This is a genomic window from Terasakiella brassicae (assembly GCF_014641495.1).
Taxonomy (GTDB): Bacteria; Pseudomonadota; Alphaproteobacteria; order Rhodospirillales; family Terasakiellaceae; genus Terasakiella; species Terasakiella brassicae.
This window is the reverse complement of the sequence record NZ_BMHV01000004.1, coordinates 113,532-134,134: the sequence shown is the minus strand read 5'-3', so window position 1 is coordinate 134,134 and position 20,603 is coordinate 113,532. Positions and strand designations below refer to the sequence as shown.

Genomic DNA, 20,603 nt, shown 5'->3' with positions numbered 1-20,603 from the left:
TTTTTATCAAAGCACAACATCCCGGACAGCCTCAAGAATATCTTCAATATCCCGATCCGTTAGCCCGCAATAAAGCGGCAAAGCCAGAACACGTTCATAGAACTGACGGGCACCGGGTAAATTTTGCACCCCATAAAGATTTTGATAATAGGGCTGGTCCGAAACAGGGATATAATGCACCTGCGTCCCCACACCGCGCGCAGACAATTCAGTCATCACCTGTGCACGATCTTTCCCCAGTCCCTTGTAATCAATCAGGATTTGAAAAAGGTGTAACAGCGGAACATCCTTTCCGCCGGGTAAAACACTTTTGACAAAAGGGGACACACCATCCAGCGCCGCCCGATAACGCGCAACAATATCGGATCGAATGCGGGCAACTTCCTCCATACGCGTCAGTTGACTGATCGCCAATACCGCCTGAAGGTCCGTTAGACGGTAATTATAACCCAACTCTTTCATTTCATAGGCCCACGGCCCTGTTGCGGGGTCAGCTTCCATACCGTGACTGCGCAACCTTCGCATACGCTGAGCAATCTCAAGGTCATTCGTTGTAACCATCCCGCCTTCCGCAGCGGTAAAGCTTTTGGTCGCATGAAGTGAAAAACAGGCGAGGTCGCTATAGGCACAAGACCCGACCGGATGTCCGTGATGAAGGCTCCCTAAGGCATGGCAGGCATCTTCGACGATTTTCCATCCCTTTGTACGCGCATAGGTGCTGATTTTTTGCATATCCGCGCAATGTCCCCCGATATGGACGGGATAAACCGCAACAATCCCCGCACCGCCACGCGCTTCTGCCTCGCGGATATGATCCAGCGTCATAAGTCCGGTTTCGCTATCCACATCGCAGAAAACAACATCAGCCCCGCACATACGCACCGCATTTGCCGTGGCTAAAAAAGTCAGAGCCGGAACGATCACCTTGTCCCCCGGCTGCAACCCAATCGCCATTGAGGCCAAATGCAACGCCGTTGTCCCATTGGAACAGGCCACCGCCTGCTTTACCGCAATCTTTTGGGCAAACAGGTCTTCCAGTTCAGGCACCTTGGGACCAGTCGTCAGGAATTGGCTTGTCAGAACCTCACAAACAGCGGCAATATCTTCTTTGCGCACGTCCGGGCGCGCATATGGTTTCAGTGCCATGACTTACGGCCCCCATGCTGAACAGATCACATAAACAATTAAAAATAAGACCGAATTAAACGTAAAGATCAATGCCTATTTAGAAAACGCCCCGTTTCCCAAACGAAAAACACAAGCACTCCAGCCCTTGTCGAAGTAATTTTCAATTCCGAGGATGCCTCATTTAAAATAAGTTACTAGCCCACTTTTTACGATGAAGCCGCGATTTAAGAAAATAAATTAACTGTTTTAATTTTTAAATCGAATGCCAAAACTGTGAAATGCTGGCTTATATGATGGTACATCTTAAAAAGTGAATATCCTTACTATTTTTCACTTTACCATAGTTTATAATTAATAGTAGAATTGAAGTAATGCAGGCATCTTTAGGATGCTCCACAAATAAACCTGATCATTGGAATGCAGTCGTAGAACTTGTACCAAATTTTCTTTGGCTGCACCTTAAAGGCAGAGAATAGAACAACTTAATAGGCGTCGAGCATTATAATATTATACACTCACATCTAGGCAACATAAAATAAAGATATGAACATGAATACTCAAGTCGACCATATAAATACCGAAGCCAACCACAACAAACCGAAATTTCTCCAAGCCGTAGAAATGGTACTCGCAAAGCCTGAAGACATAAAACAAGAAACTGTAAATTTATTGGAAAAATTTAAAAAAGATAAACCTGATAAAACAGAAAATGAAATTCGGAAACTTGTTTCAGATAAAATTATTTCAAACTACAGTTATTATTCCGCGTTCTCAGGTGGTACGACTGCAGTAACAAGCATTATTCCAGGTATCGGGACTGCCGTTGCAATCACCGGGGGAGCCGCAGCAGATGCCATTGCTTGCATTAAATTTCAAATCGAAATGACTATGGCCCTTGCAACAGTTTACGGTCACGATATTTTAGACGAAGAGAAAAGACGGCTTTGTTATATAATTGCAGGGCTGGGTTCTATAAGCCAAGCCGCTAAAAGCGGTGGCAACACTATAGGGAAAAAAGCATTTTCGAAACTAGTTCAACAGCACCTTAAAGGTGCTACACTACAGGCAGTGAAAGAAATTTTTAAAAAAGTTGGAATTACATTTACACGCAAAGCAGTTGAAAAATCTATACCCTTTGGTATTGGAATAATAATTGGTTTTTCAGCTAACAAAGGTCTTACTTGGTATGTAGGATCAAAAGCTCGAGATTTCTTCACAACAGAGAGATAACTCTAAGTTGCAAAAACGTTACAGAAAAGCTGTTTTGCCATTCTCAACAGAAAAGGCAAAACAGCTTTTCTATAATTGAAATTAAAAAATCACTTCCTCAATCATAGAATTCATACCAACCCGGCATCCCCTTTTATAAATTCCATATCGTTACGCTTAATCGTCGCGATGTGTTTTTTCCATACGCTCGTGACGTTCTTGCGCTTCGATGCTCAAGGTCGCAATCGGACGGGCTTCCAGACGGCGAATACCGATCGGTTCATCCGTTTCTTCGCAATACCCATAACTGCCATCGGCAATACGATCCAGCGCCGCATCAATCTTGTTGATCAACTTACGTGCACGATCCCGGGTACGCAGTTCCAAGGCACGATCCGTTTCCATTGAGGCACGATCAGCCAAATCCGGCGCTTGATTGTTTTCGTGTTGAAGGTGTTCCAACGTCTCATTCGATTCACGAATGAGTTCTTCTTTCCATGACAAGAGCTTCTGACGAAAATACTCTTTCATGTTTTCATTCATAAACTCTTCGTCATCAGACGGCTTGTAATCTTTTGCCAAAGCGACGGTCATCCCGTTACCCCCTAACTTACGTAGGCATCCTGCTAAATTGCGCGCAATATAGAAAGACTCTCACAATATCGCAAGCAATTTTCTTCGATGAGTTGCAAGTTTATTTTTACCTGCAATTATAATGAGTTAGGAAATACGATTTCATGCCGCCTATTTTTTAGCCCGGCCCCATTTGGCGATTTCGACCTCTGCACGCAATTCAATTTCATCAATTATTTGCTGCAATTGCGGGTCATCAACGCTTTGGCGCCTGTTGCGCAACATCTGTGCAAGGTTCTGCAATCGATCAACCGAGATCGCACCGGACAGGATCTCGCGCTGAATTTCAGCAAGGCGGTCAAGGATATCCTCACCACGTTGGTACAAGGCCCGGCGGTTGTCTTCTTCCGTTGCGTCCCCGACTTCCTGAATGGACAGGATAGAATCCATAGAGGCAACCGGATTGACCTCAGACAGTTCGACATGAGAGCTACTTGCACTACTCGTGCGGCCAAGATGCGAGGAAAATTCACTCGACTTGCCGACACTGCCTTTTTTCTGTCCTTTCTGGGTCGGTTTGCTCGACCCGACATTGGAAATCTTCATCTTGGCATCCTGTTCATTGCTTTAGCCTGTGGAGTATAGCCTATTTTCTCTTACCTCGATAACTTATTTCCGCCCCTTCCGGCAAGTGGGGAAAGTCTGCCCGGCAACTCTTGCCCTCTTGTACATCTTCGCCCTTATTCAAATCATGTTTCCAGTTATTTATCAGTCTCTTAGATAATGGCACAGCCTTTGCTTATAAATTTATGGGTTATTGTACCCACTGTGTAAATTGAAAATGAAAAGAGACTTGAAATGAGTTTGCTTGGATTATTCGCCGCGCCTGTCGGTGCGATGATGGCCCAGAGCAAGGCTATGGAGACCATAGGCGTGAACTTAGCCAACCTGAATACAGGGGGCTATAAGCGCAGCGAAACCAATTTCTATACAATGGTCGCGCAAACCTATGGCAGCAACCGCGATATCGGTGGGGTGAACGGCATAACCCGGACACTCGTCGATCAACAAGGCCAATTGCTTGGAAGCGACAGCAATCTGGATGTCGCCATTAATGGCAACGGCTTTTTCGTGCTCAATACCCAACTTGATGGCAGTGGACCAACCTATTATGGTCGTGATGGCATGTTGGGCATGGCCCTGGGCGATGAAATTTCGACAACAATCAACGGCAACACGGTCACCACACGTGAAGGATATCTGGTCGACAAGAACGGGTATTACGTGCAGGGCTGGCCGGTCAATGCCGATCAATCCACCTTCCCGACCGATGAAGGTTCCCTTGGTCCCATCCGCATTGACCCGGAAACCTTTACATCCAACGGGGAAGCCACCACCACGGCTGAAATCGGCCTGAACGTTCCATCTGACGCTGCTGTCGGATATAACGAGTCGACCTTTATCAAAACCTTTGATGCCGATGGGAATTCCACATCGTTCCAATTGCGCTGGTCCAATATCGTGCTGGGCGGACATACCCAAACCATGACACCGACCTGGGCCTTACCCGGTGGGGAACCCGCCGGTTTCACAGAAACCAATGCGGTAACGGCCTATAACAACCGTGGTTATGAAAAAGACTTCAATGTCACCTGGACAAAAGGGGCCAACCCAAATGAATGGGAATTGCAGGTTCTGGAAGGGGCCGATGCACAAAGCATTGATGGGTCCGGCGATGGCACCCCCACCAGTTTAACCGTTACGTTTGACCCGCTCACCGGCGCCATTACCAGCACCCCGACATCCGTCACCATACAAGGTAGCGGCAGTTATGACGAAGCCTTTAGCTTTGATCTGGGATCAATGACAGAAGTTGCCGCTGCAGTTGGTGCTATTACCCAGACCTCTATCGCCAATGACGGCACAGTGGCTTCTGCACAAGAAAACAAATATTCACTGGAGGTTCTGGAAAACGGCGTTCCTCTGTCTATTGATGCCGCATCGGCTGATGGAACACCCACCGTTTTAACCGTAAACTTTGACGGGAGTGGCCGTTTGCAATCTCCGCTCAATCTGGAAATTGCCAGTGCAGGGACAGGCCCGACCTTTACATTGGATATTTCCAACGTCACCAATTATGCCTCCGGTCAGTTGGTCGAAAAGCATTACGATTTCAATGGTCGTTCCAACGCCCGTCTGGATCATGTCACCTTTAATGATGCAGGGGAAATTATCGGACATTTTGCCGATGCCACCACCCGACCGATTTACAAGTTGCCACTGGCCACCTTCACCAACCCCAATTCGCTGGACCCGATTAACGGCAACGTCTATCGCCTGTCGGGCACGACCAGCGAACCGGTCATTCGAACGGCAGGCGGACAAGGTGCAGGGCAATTCGTTCCCAATGCACGCGAAATTTCCAACGTGGATATGGCGGATGAATTCACCTCGATGATTCTGACGCAGAAAGCCTACAATATCGGATCGACATCCTTCAAAACCATTGATGAAATGAGTCAGGTCGCGCGTGACCTAAAACGTTAATCTTTCTTTTTTCACCTCAGTTTACACAGCAAGCCGGCTTGTTCTTTTTACAAGCCGGCTTTTTTTTCACCCGGCAAATCTTTCCGTATCAGACCTTTTTTGCAGTTAAACTTAAAAAATCAGTCCGCAGAAATCAAATTAACCATATGTTTTTATTACGTTTTACAAAACATCTTTTCTGGCATCGAAATTGCTTAGTTAAATCGTAACAAAGACGACTTACATAAAGTTAAGTCACAATATGACAACGGCTAAGAGATGAGAAAACCATGACTGCCGTCATAAAGAGAACCATAACAGTGCTTAAGAGCGCGAAAGACAGCACCTTCCACTTGGGCCTTGCCCTGTTGGTCGGTTTGGGTCTTTTGTTAAGTCCTGTTGATACGCACGCCTCTTCGCGGATTAAAGACATCGTCACCTTTGAAGGTGTACGCGACAACATGCTTGTCGGGTATGGCCTTGTTGTCGGTCTCAACGGCACAGGCGATGGACTGGCGGACGGGCACTTTACAAAACAAAGCCTGCTGTCCATGCTGGAACGTCTCGGCGTTAAATCGACCGAAGACGGTCTGGACAGCAAAAACGTGGCCGCCGTTATGGTGACCGCATCTTTAAAACCCTTTGCCCGTCAAGGCTCCCGCCTTGATGTAACCGTCAGCGCCCTTGGGGACGCCGACAGCCTGCTGGGCGGGACCCTTCTGGTAACGCCCTTGATCGGTGCGGACGGCGAAGTCTATGCGGTCGCCCAAGGGCAATTGGCTGTTGGCGGATTTAGCGCCGCAGGTGCAGCCGAAACCATTACAAAAGGTGTGCCGACATCGGGGCGGATTGCAAGTGGTGCCATTATCGAACGCGAACTGAATTTCGAAATGGCGCAAATGGATGATGTAAAATTGTCCTTGCGTAACCCTGATTTCACCACGGCCCGCCGCATTTCACAGGCGATCAACGCCTTTTTGGGCAGCAGTTCCTCACGCCCGACCGACCCTGGTACCGTACAACTGGATATCCCGGACAGTTACGATGGCAATGTTGTCAATCTCTTGACCGATATTGAACAATTGCGCGTCGACCCTGATCAAATGGCCCGTGTCGTCATTGACGAAACCACCGGCACCATCGTTATGGGTGAAAACGTCCGCATCAGCACTGTTGCGATTGCACAAGGCAGCCTGACCATTCGCATCACCGAAACACCGCAAGTCTCACAACCGGGACCGTTTGCACAGACAGGCACCACCACAACGGTTGACCGGACGGCCATTGAGGCCGATGAAGGTAAAGACAAAAAAATGACGGTTCTGGACGATGGTGTCTCCTTACAAGAATTGGTCAATGGCCTGAATGCCTTGGGTATTGGCCCGCGTGACCTGATCACCATTTTACAGGCGATCAAATCCGCCGGTGCCTTGCAAGCTGAAATCGAGGTGATGTAATGAACGATCTTTCCCTCCTCAGTCAGGCACAAGTTGCCTTTCAGGATGCACAGGCAAAACGGGGACTGGCCGGCCTTGTTGACACCACCAACAACCAAGGCAGAACCTTTGCAGAAACCCTGAACGCACAGCAGCTCAAAGACCCGACACAAGTCGATGTTTTACAAAAACGTAAAATCCATGAGACGGCTGTTGATTTCGAGGCACAGTTCCTCAGTCAGATGCTGCAACCGATGTTCGAAGGGATCGAAGCAAGCGAACCTTTTGGCGGTGGTCATGCTGAAAAAATGTGGCAAAGCATGCTGGTCAATGAATATGGTAAATCGCTTGCAAAATCAGGCGGGATTGGCTTGGCCGACCACGTCGAGCGCCAACTCTTACGCGCACAGGAAGGATTATAATTATGGAAATGTCAGAACGCGTTAACGAACTGATTTATATCTGCGAGCGTATGATCGAAATCCTGCAAAAGGAAAATGATGCGCTGGATGCCCAAAATCCAAAAGTACTCGCCGAAACCGTGACTGAGAAAGACAAACTCAGCCGCCTTTATGAACGCCATACCCGTGGCATTCAACGTGATGTCAACGGATTTGCAGCCGTCGATGAAGATGTACGGGCGACTTTGAAAGAGCTAAGTCAGGAAATGGACAAGCTCATCGCCCATAATGCACGCATGTTAAAACTGAACATCGATACAAATCGGCGTGTTTTGCTGAAATTCGCAGATGTCGCCAAACAAATGACCCCGCATTCAGGTACCTATGCCAAGGATGCGAATGTCGGTACCCGTGGAGAAGCCACGTCACCGATTTCTTTGAACGAAACTTTGTAAGACAGGCCTTGTAGAAAACAAGGGAGATCAGATATGTCAATTACACACGCCCTCCACGTTGCCGCCGGTGGCCTTTTAGCCACTCAATCCGCGCTGGGAACCGTTTCCGACAACGTCGCCAATGCCAATACCGAAGGCTATTCCCGCAAGATCGTGAATTTCGAAACGAACGTTCTCGCCGGTGTCGGCGCAGGCGTGAATATCGCCGATGTCAGTCGAGCGGTTGACGAAGAATTGTTGCGTGATGTGCGTGATGAAGCCAGCCAACTCTATAAAATTAAGTCTCAAGTTACTTATTATAGCAGGATGCAGGAATTATTCGGCGCCCCTGGTGACAACAGCTCCCTTGCACATACAATTTCAGAACTCAACAGTGCTTTAGAACAGCTTTCCGTAACACCGGAACGCTCACTTGAGCAAAGTGAAGTAACCCGTTGGGCAGAAAATCTAACCCAACAACTTCAAGATATGTCTACAACCATTCAAGGGCTACGCAAGCAAGCTGATAACGATATTCATCAAACGGTACAAGAAGCTGATAATTATCTCGCTGAAATTGCTGACTTAAATCATAAGATCGTAAGAAATGATGTTGCGAACAATGACACCTCGGCGTTAGAAGATAAACGCGACCTTGCTTTAAACGCCTTATCACAGATTATCGATATCTCATATTTCCCGAGGGCCAACGGGGAAATATCTGTCTTTACAAAAGGTGGTCGCGTCTTAATTGATCAAGAATCAGCCGGTATCAGTCATAACCTGGGCGCAAGTGTCAGTGCCGTGACAACTCATGAAGAGGGTGATTTTTCAGGTATTTTCATAGGTAGTGCAGTTACATACAATGATGTCACGACCGAGCTTCAAGGGGGGACATTGGCCGGCCTCGTAGAAATGCGCGATGACAAATTAGTTGAATTGCAAGCTGAAATTGACCATCTAGCCGCCACGTTGCGTGACACCATCAATGCCGTGCATAACCGAGGAATGGCCTTCCCTGGTTCACAAGCCATGCAAGGGTCCACCTCTTTTGTCGATTCCTCAACACAGCAAATTGCTTTTGGCAGCGGCGATACTCGCATGGTTGTTATGGACGGAACTGGAAATCAGGTGGCTTCCGTATCCCTTTCAACTCAACTCACTGCAGATCATGGTGCAGGGCCGTGGACACTAGATGATGTTGCAACTACAATTGACAATTGGCTTGATGCCAATGCAGGTGGCGGTACTGCACAATTCGTCGATGGTAAACTTCAAATCACGATGGATAACACATCCAATTATTTAAGCTTCCGTGACGAAACCGGTACCACAGCGGGTTCCGACATGGCCGACGCGACTATAAACTTTTATGGTAATGGTACATCTGTAACCCGCACCCATGAAGGTTTCTCTGATTTTCTGGGCCTCAATGACTTCTTTACAGACGACTTGGGTCAAAACATCTGGGAAACAGGAATATTATCTTCTAATTATACAGAAAGCGGCTCAACTCTTACTTTTTATGATGACTCTAGTGGAAGCCTAACAAGTCTAGGTTCAATCCCGCTTTCCGGCACAATGGAAAACATGGCCAAGCTTGTAAATGATGCAAATATCGGCGTAAGAGCAACCGTCATCGGAGAAGGTGACGGCCAACGTTTGCGTTTTACAAACGAGGCTGGCAATAATATGGAAGTGGTGCAAGAAAATGGCAATTTCACATCCAATACAGGCTTTGATGTAGCAGACGTACGAACAGCGTCCTCATTAATCGTTCGAAGTGATTTAACATCCTCCCCTGGCAATATCTCTCGCGGTACTCTACAATGGGATGCTACACTTGGTACCGGTGGGGAGTATTATGTTAGTGCTGGTGATAACTCAATCGCCAGAGAATTAGCAGGGGTTCTGAATAGTGCACAAAGCTTTTCCAGTGCAGGCGGTTTGAGCGAGGTTACAGAAACAATTCATCAATACGCTTCCTCCATTCTCGCGCTTAACGCCTCTCAAGCCTCAAACAACGAATTAGATGTCGAAATCCAAGAGTCTCTGGTTAATAGTCTACAAAACCGATCAGATACACAAAAAGGTGTCAATCTGGACGAAGAACTGTCACAATTGATTCTTTATGAACAAGCTTATTCTGCCGCTGCACGCGTCATCAGCGTTATCCAAGGCATGTTCGAAACTCTTGAAAACGCAGTTAGATAGGAGATAAAAAGATGGTAAATCGACTTGCAAACTTTGCTCACCATCAATTTTTGAACTCTCATTTATTCAAGCTGCAAAACGATCTGTTTGATGCAGAAATTGCAGTCGCATCAGAAAAGAAAACGCAGAAATACGCGGGCCTAGCCTCTCAGTCTCAGCGGTTGGTTAACCTTGAATATCTGGCACGTCAATCAGAACAATTCAACCTCAATAATAATGCAATGGATTTAAGGTTGGAAACGCAAGACATTGCAATGGTTGGTATAGAAGAAACCATCAGCAATATCAAAGACATGCTTTCTGATTTTTCTTCCGGTGAAAGACGAGATGAAAATCAAGTTGAGCAAATGCAAAAATTTGCATACCAAGCCTTGCGCGACATTCAGGGTTTCCTAAACGAAAAAGTCGGTGGTCGTTATTTATTTTCTGGTTCACGTATTGAAACATCACCGGTTAGCTTAGGACTCGGCAACGATTTGAATGATTTTCAAACAACGTGGAACGGTGATACAACGACTTACCCAACGACGAGATCCGCGAATATTATGGAGTTCGGCGTCAATGAAACTGGCGTAACCTATACATTAGGTAACAGCGTCATTAATGGAGAGCAAGTTCAACATGGTGTTATGACTGTTGCAGACTCATCTCTCTACCAAACAGGCAGTTCAATTACCTTAACAGGTACAAACGCAGGTACTTGGACCGTCCTTGATAAAGATCAAGACGGCGCAAACACACTCAGGCTCGCAAGAAAAGAGTTGAACACGAATGCCAGTTCACCAGCAACCGATACTTATACATTCACAGTAAAACGCGGCACCAAAGAGGAAACATTCAACGCTGATGTTGTTGTTGACCCCGTGACAGGATACATCACTCCGTCCAACCCCACGGACTTTCAGGGTGTTACTATTCCGTCAACCATTGAAATCACAAGTGCTGATGGTAACAACAACCTACACGTAACAGCAACAGCATTTAATGAAGATACTCTAGGCAGCCTGACAATTGAACAAAAACCTCTCACGGCAGTTGGCGGTGCAGGCGAAGCTGTAACCGTTAGTTCTCAAAATTATTATAATGGCGACTTAATGACATCAAATCATCGAATTGATGACAATCGCGTCATTACATTAGACACCAATGGACTGGACCCGGCATTTGAAAAAGCCATTCGTGCACTCTCTATTATCGCACAGGGTAAATTGGGAACAACGGGTGGCTTGGATCAAAATACAGACCGCGCGGATGACGCACTATGGCTGTTAAATTCTTCTCTTAATTTCCCTACAGATGGTACTCCGCCGTATGGCACGGAAGAAACATCCAGTATTGAGCAATTACGTTTTAATAACGCTTTCCAACGCAATCAGATCAAAGACTCAATCACACGGGAAGAAAAAACCATAGGCTTTCTTGAGGTGAACATTGGTTCAATTGAAAACATTGATATGTTAGAGGCAACAACTCGACTTCTTGATATTGATCGGGCTCTTCAGGCATCCTATCAGGTTCTCTCCAGAACTCAAAAGCTTGGCTTGGCGAACTTCTTGTAATCACAACATTTTGTCAGGTCTTATGTGATGTTCTCTTCTCTGCAAAAGCCTTATCTAATTGCTGAAATTTCAGGTAACCATAACGGTTCCATAGAACGTGCAAAACAAATCATCGCCGCAGCAAAAAACAATGGCGCAGATTGTGTTAAATTACAAACCTATACACCTGATACAATGACGATAAAATCGAGTATTGAGGATTTCCAGATAAAAGGCGGCCTATGGGATGGTTACCAATTATGGGATCTCTACAACTGGGCGCACACCCCTTACGAATGGCACCCTGACCTTTTCGCCTATGCTAAAAGTATTGGAATCACATGCATCAGCACACCATTTGACGAAACCGCTGTCGATTTACTCGAAGATCTCAACACACCCTTTTATAAAATAGCGTCATTTGAACTAACTGATTTACCGTTGATTAAATATATTGCTCAAACTAAAAAACCTATTATTGCCTCAACGGGCATGGCAAACTTGGAAGAAATACAGCAAGCCGTAAATGTTATTCGTGAATATGGAGGGGGAGAGCTGGCTTTATTACACTGCGTGAGCGGTTACCCCACCCCGATCGAACAGATCAACCTAAGTACCATTCCCCTCTTACAAGAAACTTTTAAATGTAGCGTCGGTCTCTCCGATCATACTCTTGACAATTTAGCTGCAACTTTATCCATTGGTTTCGGCGCTATGATCATCGAAAAACACTTCACATTAGCTCGTTCAGATGGCGGGCCTGATGCCAATTTTTCAATGGAACCTAAAGATCTCAACCATCTCGCACAAAGTTTACAACGTGCATTTCTTGCAAAAGGCAAGGCTAGCTTTAATCAAAAGAAAGTAGAAGAAGCAAACAACCAATTCAGAAGATCAATTTATGTTGTAAAAAACATCAAGAAAGGGGAATACTTCACTTCTGAAAATATTCGCCGCATCCGGCCTGGTTTTGGATTATCCCCGCAGTATTATGAAAAAGTCCTAGGAACTATCGCAACTGCGGACCTACAATGCGGAACTGCGTTAAAAATAGAACACACCGAACTTAACCCTTAGCAGGTTTCTCAAGAAAATTAAGCACTTTCTAAGATCAGACCGCGCATAATACATAAACGTTATAAACGGTTTCATACATTAAAATTACATAGTTTGAACGATCTCTAATAAGATAAAGAAAGTATTTTTACAAATAGCACCGTTTACCTTTTTGCTTTTCTCGGCTATAATAGCTTTGATTTTACATGATGCGTAGAATGCGCAATATTCCAAGAATGGATGGCTGCTATGGCAGATATTTTCTCAGCACTTTCTAACGGCACAACGACCTCTTTGTCCGGTGCTACTCAATCTACTGCACAAAGATTGGCGCAAATACAAGGACGACAACTTAGTGCGCAGCTTTCGACGCAATACAATCAAAAACTTGCGCGAGAAAGCAAGGTGATCCAAGACAGCTACACCAGTAAAATCAACTATAACACCTACAAGATCAAACCTTATGAAGATATGAAACAAAACATATCTGACGCAAAGGATGTGGTGTCCAACTCTTTATCCCGCATAGAAGGGATGCTGAACCGAATTGAGACTCTGCGTCTTACCGTTAATAACGCAGAACAAGCCGAAGAAAGCGGTGATTATTTTGATTCCAGTGGTTATGCTGCTGCTTTTGATTCAATACTTAATAGCGTGCGCGATCTTGCTTCAAACACACGCACAAAAACAAATCTTCTCGCCTCCAACACCCGTACACTTGAATACCCAACAGCACCAACAGGAAGCTACGGCACCGTTCAAGGCCTGAATGTTGAATCGGATTATTACATTGTCGATCAGGACGGTAAGCGTTGGCAACCTAATTATAGTGGCGATTTCATACGTAGATACGACACCTACCCAGATGAAGAAACATCCACAGTTGGCAGTTTCGATAATATCGTAGTCGATTCAATTTCTGGAGATGATATAGAGTTCACAATTGGCAGCGAAACAGCTTCGCCGCAAACATTTACCGGGACAATCTATCGTAAAGGCATTGGTGTTTTGGATTCATGGCTTTATAGCAAATTGGATAACGATACAACTCGCACGACCGCAAAAGACGATCTCGAAGCTGCTGAAGAAGTACTAAAGTTAGAAAAAAGTCGTTATGAGGCAGCTCTAACTGTCATGAATTACTACCAAGGCATGGCCGAAAACGTGATTACAGAATCATACGATAAAAACATTGAGCTTCAGGTGGAAATGCAATACGAGATTGATGTAAAAAAGCAAGCCATTCAACAACAACTTCAATCTGTCTCCACCTCCTTGGCTCATGCGATGGCCCAACGCAGCCAATATGCTAACATGTTTGCACGTTTTACGGGTAACAATCCGCTAATGAATACCTTGATGAATATTAGCGTGTAAATTCGCCCATGAATATCGTTGCGATCATTCAAGCCCGAATGAATTCGACCCGCCTACATGGCAAAATTTTAAAAAAATTATCTGGCCAAACCGTATTGAAACACGTGCTTGAGCGGTGCAAGGCCATTGAAAACGTAAACACAGTCTGTTGCGCCATACCAAAAAGTGCAGACTCTGACCCCGTTGCAGAAGAAGCTTTACAATGCGATGTAGAGGTCTTTCGAGGGTCTGAAACGGATGTTCTTGCCCGATATTATCAAGCAGCCCAAAAACTGAAAGCGGATTACATTCTTAGAGTGACGTCCGATTGTCCACTGATAGATCCACAAGTCTGTGCGGCAGTAATTGATCACGGCCTAAAAGAAAATGCAGACTACTGCGCCAATAACATTCCGCCAACCTGGCCACATGGATTAGATTGCGAGTTCTTCAAGCTTGAATGGCTCCAGAAAGCATTTCGTCAAGCTAAATCACCTCATGAACGCGAACATGTCACCCCTTTCATTCGCACCAACCCTCACGCCAAGATCAGTAACCTTGCCCACCCCAATGATAATTTGGCACATTTAAGATGGACGCTAGATACACCCCAAGATTTTGAATTGATCAATGAAATTTTTAATCGCCTACCCGCACCATCTAAAGAACAATATAGCTATTTACAAATTCTAAAAATTTTAGAACAGGAACCTGACCTAAAAAAAATAAATGAATTTCAAATAGATAAAACAAGATTATCTTAAACAAACGCCATTTAATAACCCTAGCCGGGAAGGGCGTTTACCCCCCTTCCCAAATGCGCAAAAACTCTTGCCCTTCACACCCGCATAAGGTAGTCTGATATAGCTGTGATGTACAGCTGATACCAGGAAGGTATCTTCTCACCTTTAGAATGAAGGAATAAAAAAATGGCTGATATAACTCTATCTACGGCAGTACGTTCGAATCTGTTGTCATTGCAAAGCACTTCCGGTTTTATTGAAAGAACTCAAGGGCGCTTGTCCACTGGTCTGTCTGTTGCAGGTCCAGTAGATGACGCGGTGAAGTTTTTCCAAGCCAAATCACTGAGCGACCGCGCTAGCGATTTGATGAACCGTAAGTCTTCAATTGAGCAAGGGATCAATGCCCTGAAAACAGCTCTAGAAGCAACGAGTGCAATGGAAAAACTCGTTGACCAAATCAAAGGTGTTATTGATAGTGCACGTTCCGGTGATCCGACTCAACGTGAGGCTTTCAATAAACAAATCGGTGATCTTGGTCAGCAGCTTTCTCATATCGTTGGTGATGCAACGTACCAGGGTTTGAATCTGTTGAACTCAACAGCATCCTCACTTAGCGTACGTTTTTCCGACTCCGCAGATTCAAAACTCAAAGTTGATGGTATTAACTTTGAACTTTCCGGCTTTATTCAAGTAGCTACAGGCGGTGGCTCATTCTCCGCTGTGGGTTTGACATTCGAAACTGCAGCCACAGAAATGGGGCAAAAACTACTGTCCGCACTTGGTTTCGTAGCAGGGATTTCGACTTTCGAATTCTCAACTGCTGCAACGTTGGCATCATTCAACGAACAAGCCGATTTGGCTGTTTTGTCGCTTGACGCCACCATCTCTAACCTGCGTGCGGAAGCTGCTAAAATGGCTGGTAACGTAGCTATTCTTCAAGTTCGTGCAGACTTTACTCAAGAGTACTCCAACGTTCTTGGAAGTGGTGCTTCCCAATTGACTGTTGCCGATTTGAACGAAGAAGGTGCAAACCTTCTGGCCTTGCAAACTCGTCAACAAATGGGTATTCAAGCTCTGTCGTTTGCTGGTCAATCAGAACAAGCCGTATTGGGTCTGTTCCGATAAGCAAAGCCTATCAAATGGGGATGGGGGGAAAAGGAAACTTTTTTCCCCTTCCTTCTTCTTTTAAAACAAGGGTGCGGACGTGGCTTTACAAGTAAATTTAAAAAAAGGTCAAAAAATCATCATAAACGGCGCCGTCATAGAAAATGCTGGCAATCGCAATATCTCATTAAATCTTCACAACAAAGCTAGCTTATTAAGAGATTCAGAAGTTCTTGGGCCCGATGATTGCGTTACTCCTGCAGCGCGAATATATTATGCGTTACAGTGCGCCTACATATTTCCAGAAAAATATGAAGAACATTTACGTTTTTTTTACCTTCATCTCAAAGAATACATAAAAGCTGCACCCAGCTGCGCCCCTATCGTTAATGATATCGAAAAAGAGATTGATGACGCTAACTTATACGGCGCACTAAAAAAGACACAAGAATTGATCAATCACGAAGCTAGAGTGTTAGAAAATGTCCGTCAACCAGAACCAGCAAAACCATCAGAAGTACCAAAGAGTACCTGAACCGGGAGATCCAACGCAAAGTGAAGCTTGGGCACTTACTCAGGCTGCTATTCGCATCCGGCAAGCTTATGAAAATAAAGATACAGAAGATGCGGAAGTTGCGGTTCGCTTAAATTGGCGCCTTTGGACAATTTTTCAATCAGAAATGCTTTCTCCAAACTGTCCTTTACCAGCCAACATTCGTCAAAACATCCTTTCTTTGGCCGCTTTTATAGACAAAAGAAGTATTGATTTTTACGCAGAAAAAGACATGGAGCTACTCCCTGTTATGTTCAACATCAACAAGGAGATTGCAAGTGGCCTGTACGATTCAATACAACTAACAAACCAAGAAGCATCAAACTCTCCTGCAGAGAACACCGAAACTGAAACCGCTCTGGCTGGTTTTGACGGTGATATTGAAGCCTAATCTTATTTTTCCCGCCACTTCATTACGAGCGAGAGATCACAATGGACAATTTGCGTATTCATTTCCAAAATAAAAACTGGGATGAGATTATCACTTTGTGTCAGGAAATGTTGACCAATGATGATGGACGAAGAAGTGAAACGCTTTACGCTCTCGCACTCGCTTTATATTCTAAAAATGAATATATTGATGCCTACAACACAGTTGTCGCGGCACATGAAGAAGATCCTCAAAACGCAGAGATTGCCAATTTTTGCGCAATTATGGCCTTCTTAGTCGGTGATCATAAAAGTGCCTTTTACTATACAAAACTACGCTCCATTGCGAAGCCTGCCTCAAATTTAAAAGAGTTAATCTCTCCTGATTTTTTACCGGATTTGGATCAATTTTTCACGAAAACGGTTGAAGACCCGTTGAAATTACGAGCTCTTCATGCATTGGACAATAATGATATCGAAATGGCAGAACATTGGTATCGTCAACAATCAATGGCGAAGCCAAATGACCCCGCATCTTATATTAACTTGTGTATGTGCTTGCTTTTAACTGGGTCTTGGCGCAGCGTCATGGAAGTCGCGCGCGGGGGCATGCATGCTTGCCCGGGAAACCCAGATATAAGCGTACTCCTAGCCAAATCCCTTGCTCATTTAGGTTATCATTCGGAAGCCCGTCATGTTTACGATTGGGCGATCCGTTATTCGAACACCCCAGAAAACATCATCGGAGAAAAATGCCTCTCCATGTTTCATGATGCGGAATTTGATCGTAAAAAAATTGTTTCTGAAATCATTAAATGGGGGGAAGCATCCTCTATTCACGACACGGGCCACTGGGACGTCCAAAAACCAAAGCAGAAAGATAAACTTGTTGTTGCCTATCTCGTTGGTCAACTAGAAACATCGCGTATTGCGCCCGCCCTTGCCGATTTCTTAATGCACCATAACCATGACCGTTTTCACCCTATAGCATTCGGAATAGGGGAAGGTCACGAATTGCAAAATTACTTATTGCAAAAAGGATTTCGCGAATGGCGTAACATCAAGGGCATCAATATAGAAACGGTGCGCGCCATGATCGGTGCAGAAGAACCTGATATTCTAATTGATCTTAGTGGCTATAATGAACCGGGATTATTGCGCCTATTTTCTATGCGTATCGCCCCTGTTCAAATCTCTATGATAGGCAGCCCCTTTGGAACGGGCATGCCCGAAATGGACTATCTTGTCGATGGTATTGGCTTAGAGGAACGTAACATTGCAATCCTTGAAAAAGCTATACAACTAAAAACGGGAAATGTTTTTATAGCTCCTATGACAAAGCAAAATTTTAGAATCCCGAAAAAAGATCAACAGATCACCTTTCTGTGTGATGCCGAGCTTGGTAGCTTGTCTCCTCAAATCGTCGCAACTTGGGCTCGCATTTTAAACCAATGCCCGAATTCTACCTTAGTCCTGAAAAATAATCATTTCTTAGCCCAAGATAACACGGACGCTCTAATACAACGTTTTGGAAACTACGGGATCTCCCATCGCATTGATATTGTAACGACTGGAAATATGGCCGAATTTTTTGCTCATGGGGATATTTTCTTAGCCTCTTATGATCAAAATTACATTACGGTTTATAATGCAATGGAATGTGGCCTTCCTGTAATTTATCAAAAAGGGAAAGAAGGAAGCAGCTACCCTGCACATCTTCTTTTTAATACATTAGATATAAAAGATAACTTCCTTGCCGACGATGATGACCAATACGTAGAATTTGCCATAAACTGGGCAAATTCACCTGAAAAGCGGGATTTTCTCAGTAAAAATTCTGCCAAAAAATATAAATTGGAGAACCTTTTCAATTATAAAGCCCGTATTCAAGAGTGGGAAGATCTGCTAGAACATGTCTGGGTTGAGAAGTCCATCGCAAAATAGGTATAGAAAAATGGTTACGGTCAACGTCGAAAAACTTAAAAACAAAAACCTTAATGCCTTCAAAGACCGTTACCCTGCTTTATATAAATCAGCCATTCATTTTGACATGGCTGGTTCCAAGCTGGTTCTAAAAAATGGTACTCCGGTAAACATCACTGTCGATAACGTAGAACTTTACGGTCAAGATAGTCAGAAGTACTGTCAGACACAGCTAGATGATTACTTTAAGAAACCATCTCAGATCCTTTATGAGAACCCAAACCATTGCAACTTATCTCCAATCTCTATTGGCTTGATAACCAAAGTCGCCAAACATTGTGTTGATCATACAATCTCGGTAAACTCCCAGGTGCCCTTACGTAATGTCGGATTTTTCTTTGTTTTTGGACTTGGCCTTGCTCACCATATTAAAGATCTCGTAGAAAGAGACGCTGCCTTTAATATCGTAATTGTCGAACCTGTTCCTGATTTTTTCATCCATTCTCTCTCCAGTGTTGACTGGAGAGAGATATTTGACCTGGCTGATGAAAAAGAGATACAGATTCATTTTATCGTCGGCCAAAGTGTTCTTAAATCCATTGACGCCCTTAGCGATATTCTCAGCTCATTATCTGTCGTTTTCGTTGAAGGTTCTCACTTCCTCATTCATTATTATTCTCGTGATATAAACGAAATTTACAATAAATTTCAAGAATATGCCAAGTCTCAGTTCATTTCGAGCGGCTTCTTCGAAGATGAAGTGAAGATGATGGAAAACACTTACCATAATGTACTTAATATTGACTTTCGGCTGATCAATCGTGGCTCATTCCTATCACAAAACCTGCCTGTCTTCATCGTCGCTGCAGGACCGTCATTAGAGCGCGATATCGCCTCTGTCAAGAAATGGGCAGACCGTGCCATTATTGTATCATGTGGAACAACGCTTAATCTTCTACTCTCTAACGATATTATGCCCGACTTTCATATAGAAATTGAAAATGTTGAAATGGTATATGAAATCATCAGTAAGACAGCGGAAAAATATGATCTTAAGGACATAACCCTTGTCTCCTCTTCAACCTTAACCGCAGGCGTATCAGAATTTTTCAAACAAACATGGTTATATGCCCGACCGGGATTAAGTTCATCTGCTTTTTTCTTTGATGAAACAAAGTCGCTCCTCTATTCTTTCCCCCTAGTCGCCAATGCAGGTGTTTCTTTTATCCTAAATATGGGGTTTAAAAACATTTACTTATTTGGCGTTGATTGTGGTCGCTATGCAGGCGGTGGGCATCATCATAAAGATCATATTTATTATGATATCGGTTTAGATGAAGAATTTGAGAAACGGTTTGATCGTTCTGTTCCGGGAAACTTCGGCGGAACTGTTGAGACAGGCCATTTTTTTGACGTTTCACGCCAGTCACTTGCTTCTATCCAAAATGTTTACAAAGTGCAATTAAAGAATTGTTCTCATGGTGCACGCATTAACAAGTCATTGCCTATAGTCTCTTCTACAATTGACTTATCGAGTATTACACCAAGTCAAAAAAAGCTCACTTTGAAAAACATGGAAGAACAACTACCTCTCATTCAAAAAGGGCAATTAATTCAAGAAATAAATTGGGAGGATGTTTGCACTGAGGTGGAAATATTCAAGAAGGCATTTGCAGAACTTATTGAAACCGCACGCGCTGAACAACAAAGTTTTAGAGAAATATATGCGGCTTATCGGACTTTGCAAAAACAAAACCACAACAAAGCGAACCGTGTACTACGCATTATCAATGGATCTATGGCTGGCATGATTCGTGCCGCAGCATTTTATGGAAACCGCACAAGTGACGAACAAACAAATCTCTTTATTGAAGGTTTTCTAGATGCATGGGAAGAATTAACATTATGGATGTTAGACTGGATAGATATCATGTTTAATGCTTATCAATCAGGTCAGAAAGCTCCTACTTTCAAACCATATGACTACAAGAGCCTTGCGCAAAAAAATAAAATTGATTTACAGGTAAACGAGTAAATGTC

Annotated in this window: 18 protein-coding genes; 15 read left to right on the top strand and 3 right to left on the bottom strand. The window is 44.3% G+C overall.

Annotated features, from left to right (window positions below):
- Positions 1 to 6: 6 nt before the first annotated feature.
- The gene (pseC, locus tag IEW74_RS03760) at positions 7 to 1,146 is read right to left on the bottom strand and encodes a UDP-4-amino-4,6-dideoxy-N-acetyl-beta-L-altrosamine transaminase (RefSeq protein WP_188661756.1); all 1,140 of its coding nucleotides are present in this window, start codon (positions 1,144 to 1,146) and stop codon (positions 7 to 9) included.
- Positions 1,147 to 1,677: 531 nt separating this feature from the next.
- Between pseC and IEW74_RS03755 the strand changes: the two genes are divergently transcribed.
- The gene (locus tag IEW74_RS03755; RefSeq protein ID WP_188661748.1) at positions 1,678 to 2,358 is read left to right on the top strand and encodes an EcsC family protein; all 681 of its coding nucleotides are present in this window, start codon (positions 1,678 to 1,680) and stop codon (positions 2,356 to 2,358) included.
- 156 nt (positions 2,359 to 2,514) lie between these two features.
- Here the strand turns inward: IEW74_RS03755 and dksA are convergent, their stop codons facing one another.
- Together dksA and IEW74_RS03745 are read right to left on the bottom strand one after the other, a co-directional pair.
- Entirely contained in the window at positions 2,515 to 2,931 is a 417-nt protein-coding gene (gene dksA / locus IEW74_RS03750; protein ID WP_188661745.1) for an RNA polymerase-binding protein DksA, read from the bottom strand.
- 150 nt (positions 2,932 to 3,081) lie between these two features.
- The gene (locus tag IEW74_RS03745; protein ID WP_188661736.1) at positions 3,082 to 3,516 is read right to left on the bottom strand and encodes a flagellar assembly protein FliX; all 435 of its coding nucleotides are present in this window, start codon (positions 3,514 to 3,516) and stop codon (positions 3,082 to 3,084) included.
- A gap of 252 nt (positions 3,517 to 3,768) precedes the next feature.
- Here IEW74_RS03745 and IEW74_RS03740 point away from each other — a divergent pair, with 252 nt between their 5' ends.
- The 14 genes from IEW74_RS03740 to IEW74_RS03675 all read left to right on the top strand — a co-directional run bounded on the left by IEW74_RS03740 (position 3,769) and on the right by IEW74_RS03675 (position 20,598).
- Positions 3,769 to 5,457 (top strand): flagellar hook-basal body complex protein, encoded by a 1,689-nt coding sequence (locus IEW74_RS03740; protein ID WP_188661734.1) that lies wholly within the window; start codon positions 3,769 to 3,771, stop codon positions 5,455 to 5,457.
- A 299-nt stretch (positions 5,458 to 5,756) separates the two neighbouring features.
- Complete coding sequence (locus IEW74_RS03735; RefSeq protein ID WP_373283775.1) at positions 5,757 to 6,893, top strand: flagellar basal body P-ring protein FlgI; 1,137 nt, start codon at positions 5,757 to 5,759, stop codon at positions 6,891 to 6,893.
- The gene (locus IEW74_RS03730; protein WP_188661730.1) at positions 6,893 to 7,294 is read left to right on the top strand and encodes a rod-binding protein; all 402 of its coding nucleotides are present in this window, start codon (positions 6,893 to 6,895) and stop codon (positions 7,292 to 7,294) included. Before IEW74_RS03735 ends, IEW74_RS03730 begins: the two co-directional genes overlap by 1 nt.
- A gap of 2 nt (positions 7,295 to 7,296) precedes the next feature.
- The gene (locus IEW74_RS03725; RefSeq protein WP_188661728.1) at positions 7,297 to 7,728 is read left to right on the top strand and encodes a flagellar export chaperone FlgN; all 432 of its coding nucleotides are present in this window, start codon (positions 7,297 to 7,299) and stop codon (positions 7,726 to 7,728) included.
- A 33-nt stretch (positions 7,729 to 7,761) separates the two neighbouring features.
- Positions 7,762 to 9,921 carry a flagellar hook-associated protein FlgK gene (gene flgK, locus IEW74_RS03720; protein ID WP_188661726.1) on the top strand — a complete coding sequence of 720 codons (2,160 nt, stop codon included), beginning with the start codon at positions 7,762 to 7,764 and terminating at the stop codon, positions 9,919 to 9,921.
- An 11-nt stretch (positions 9,922 to 9,932) separates the two neighbouring features.
- Entirely contained in the window at positions 9,933 to 11,480 is a 1,548-nt protein-coding gene (locus tag IEW74_RS03715) for a flagellin family protein (RefSeq protein ID WP_188661724.1), read from the top strand.
- 27 nt (positions 11,481 to 11,507) lie between these two features.
- Positions 11,508 to 12,536 carry a pseudaminic acid synthase gene (gene pseI / locus IEW74_RS03710; RefSeq protein WP_188661722.1) on the top strand — a complete coding sequence of 343 codons (1,029 nt, stop codon included), beginning with the start codon at positions 11,508 to 11,510 and terminating at the stop codon, positions 12,534 to 12,536.
- Between the two features lie 228 nt (positions 12,537 to 12,764).
- Entirely contained in the window at positions 12,765 to 13,892 is a 1,128-nt protein-coding gene (locus IEW74_RS03705; RefSeq protein ID WP_188661720.1) for a hypothetical protein, read from the top strand.
- An 8-nt stretch (positions 13,893 to 13,900) separates the two neighbouring features.
- The gene (locus IEW74_RS03700; protein WP_188661718.1) at positions 13,901 to 14,635 is read left to right on the top strand and encodes a cytidylyltransferase domain-containing protein; all 735 of its coding nucleotides are present in this window, start codon (positions 13,901 to 13,903) and stop codon (positions 14,633 to 14,635) included.
- 165 nt (positions 14,636 to 14,800) lie between these two features.
- Positions 14,801 to 15,739 (top strand): flagellin N-terminal helical domain-containing protein, encoded by a 939-nt coding sequence (locus IEW74_RS03695; protein ID WP_188661716.1) that lies wholly within the window; start codon positions 14,801 to 14,803, stop codon positions 15,737 to 15,739.
- 79 nt (positions 15,740 to 15,818) lie between these two features.
- On the top strand, positions 15,819 to 16,253 hold the full coding sequence (locus tag IEW74_RS03690; RefSeq protein ID WP_188661714.1) for a flagellar biosynthesis repressor FlbT: 435 nt from the start codon (positions 15,819 to 15,821) through the stop codon (positions 16,251 to 16,253).
- Positions 16,201 to 16,662 (top strand): flagellar biosynthesis regulator FlaF, encoded by a 462-nt coding sequence (locus IEW74_RS03685; protein WP_188661712.1) that lies wholly within the window; start codon positions 16,201 to 16,203, stop codon positions 16,660 to 16,662. Before IEW74_RS03690 ends, IEW74_RS03685 begins: the two co-directional genes overlap by 53 nt.
- Positions 16,663 to 16,703: 41 nt before the next feature.
- Positions 16,704 to 18,584 carry a tetratricopeptide repeat protein gene (locus IEW74_RS03680; RefSeq protein WP_188661710.1) on the top strand — a complete coding sequence of 627 codons (1,881 nt, stop codon included), beginning with the start codon at positions 16,704 to 16,706 and terminating at the stop codon, positions 18,582 to 18,584.
- A gap of 10 nt (positions 18,585 to 18,594) precedes the next feature.
- A complete protein-coding gene (locus IEW74_RS03675) occupies positions 18,595 to 20,598 on the top strand; it encodes a motility associated factor glycosyltransferase family protein (protein ID WP_188661707.1) in 2,004 nt (667 codons plus the stop codon).
- Positions 20,599 to 20,603: the final 5 nt, after the last annotated feature.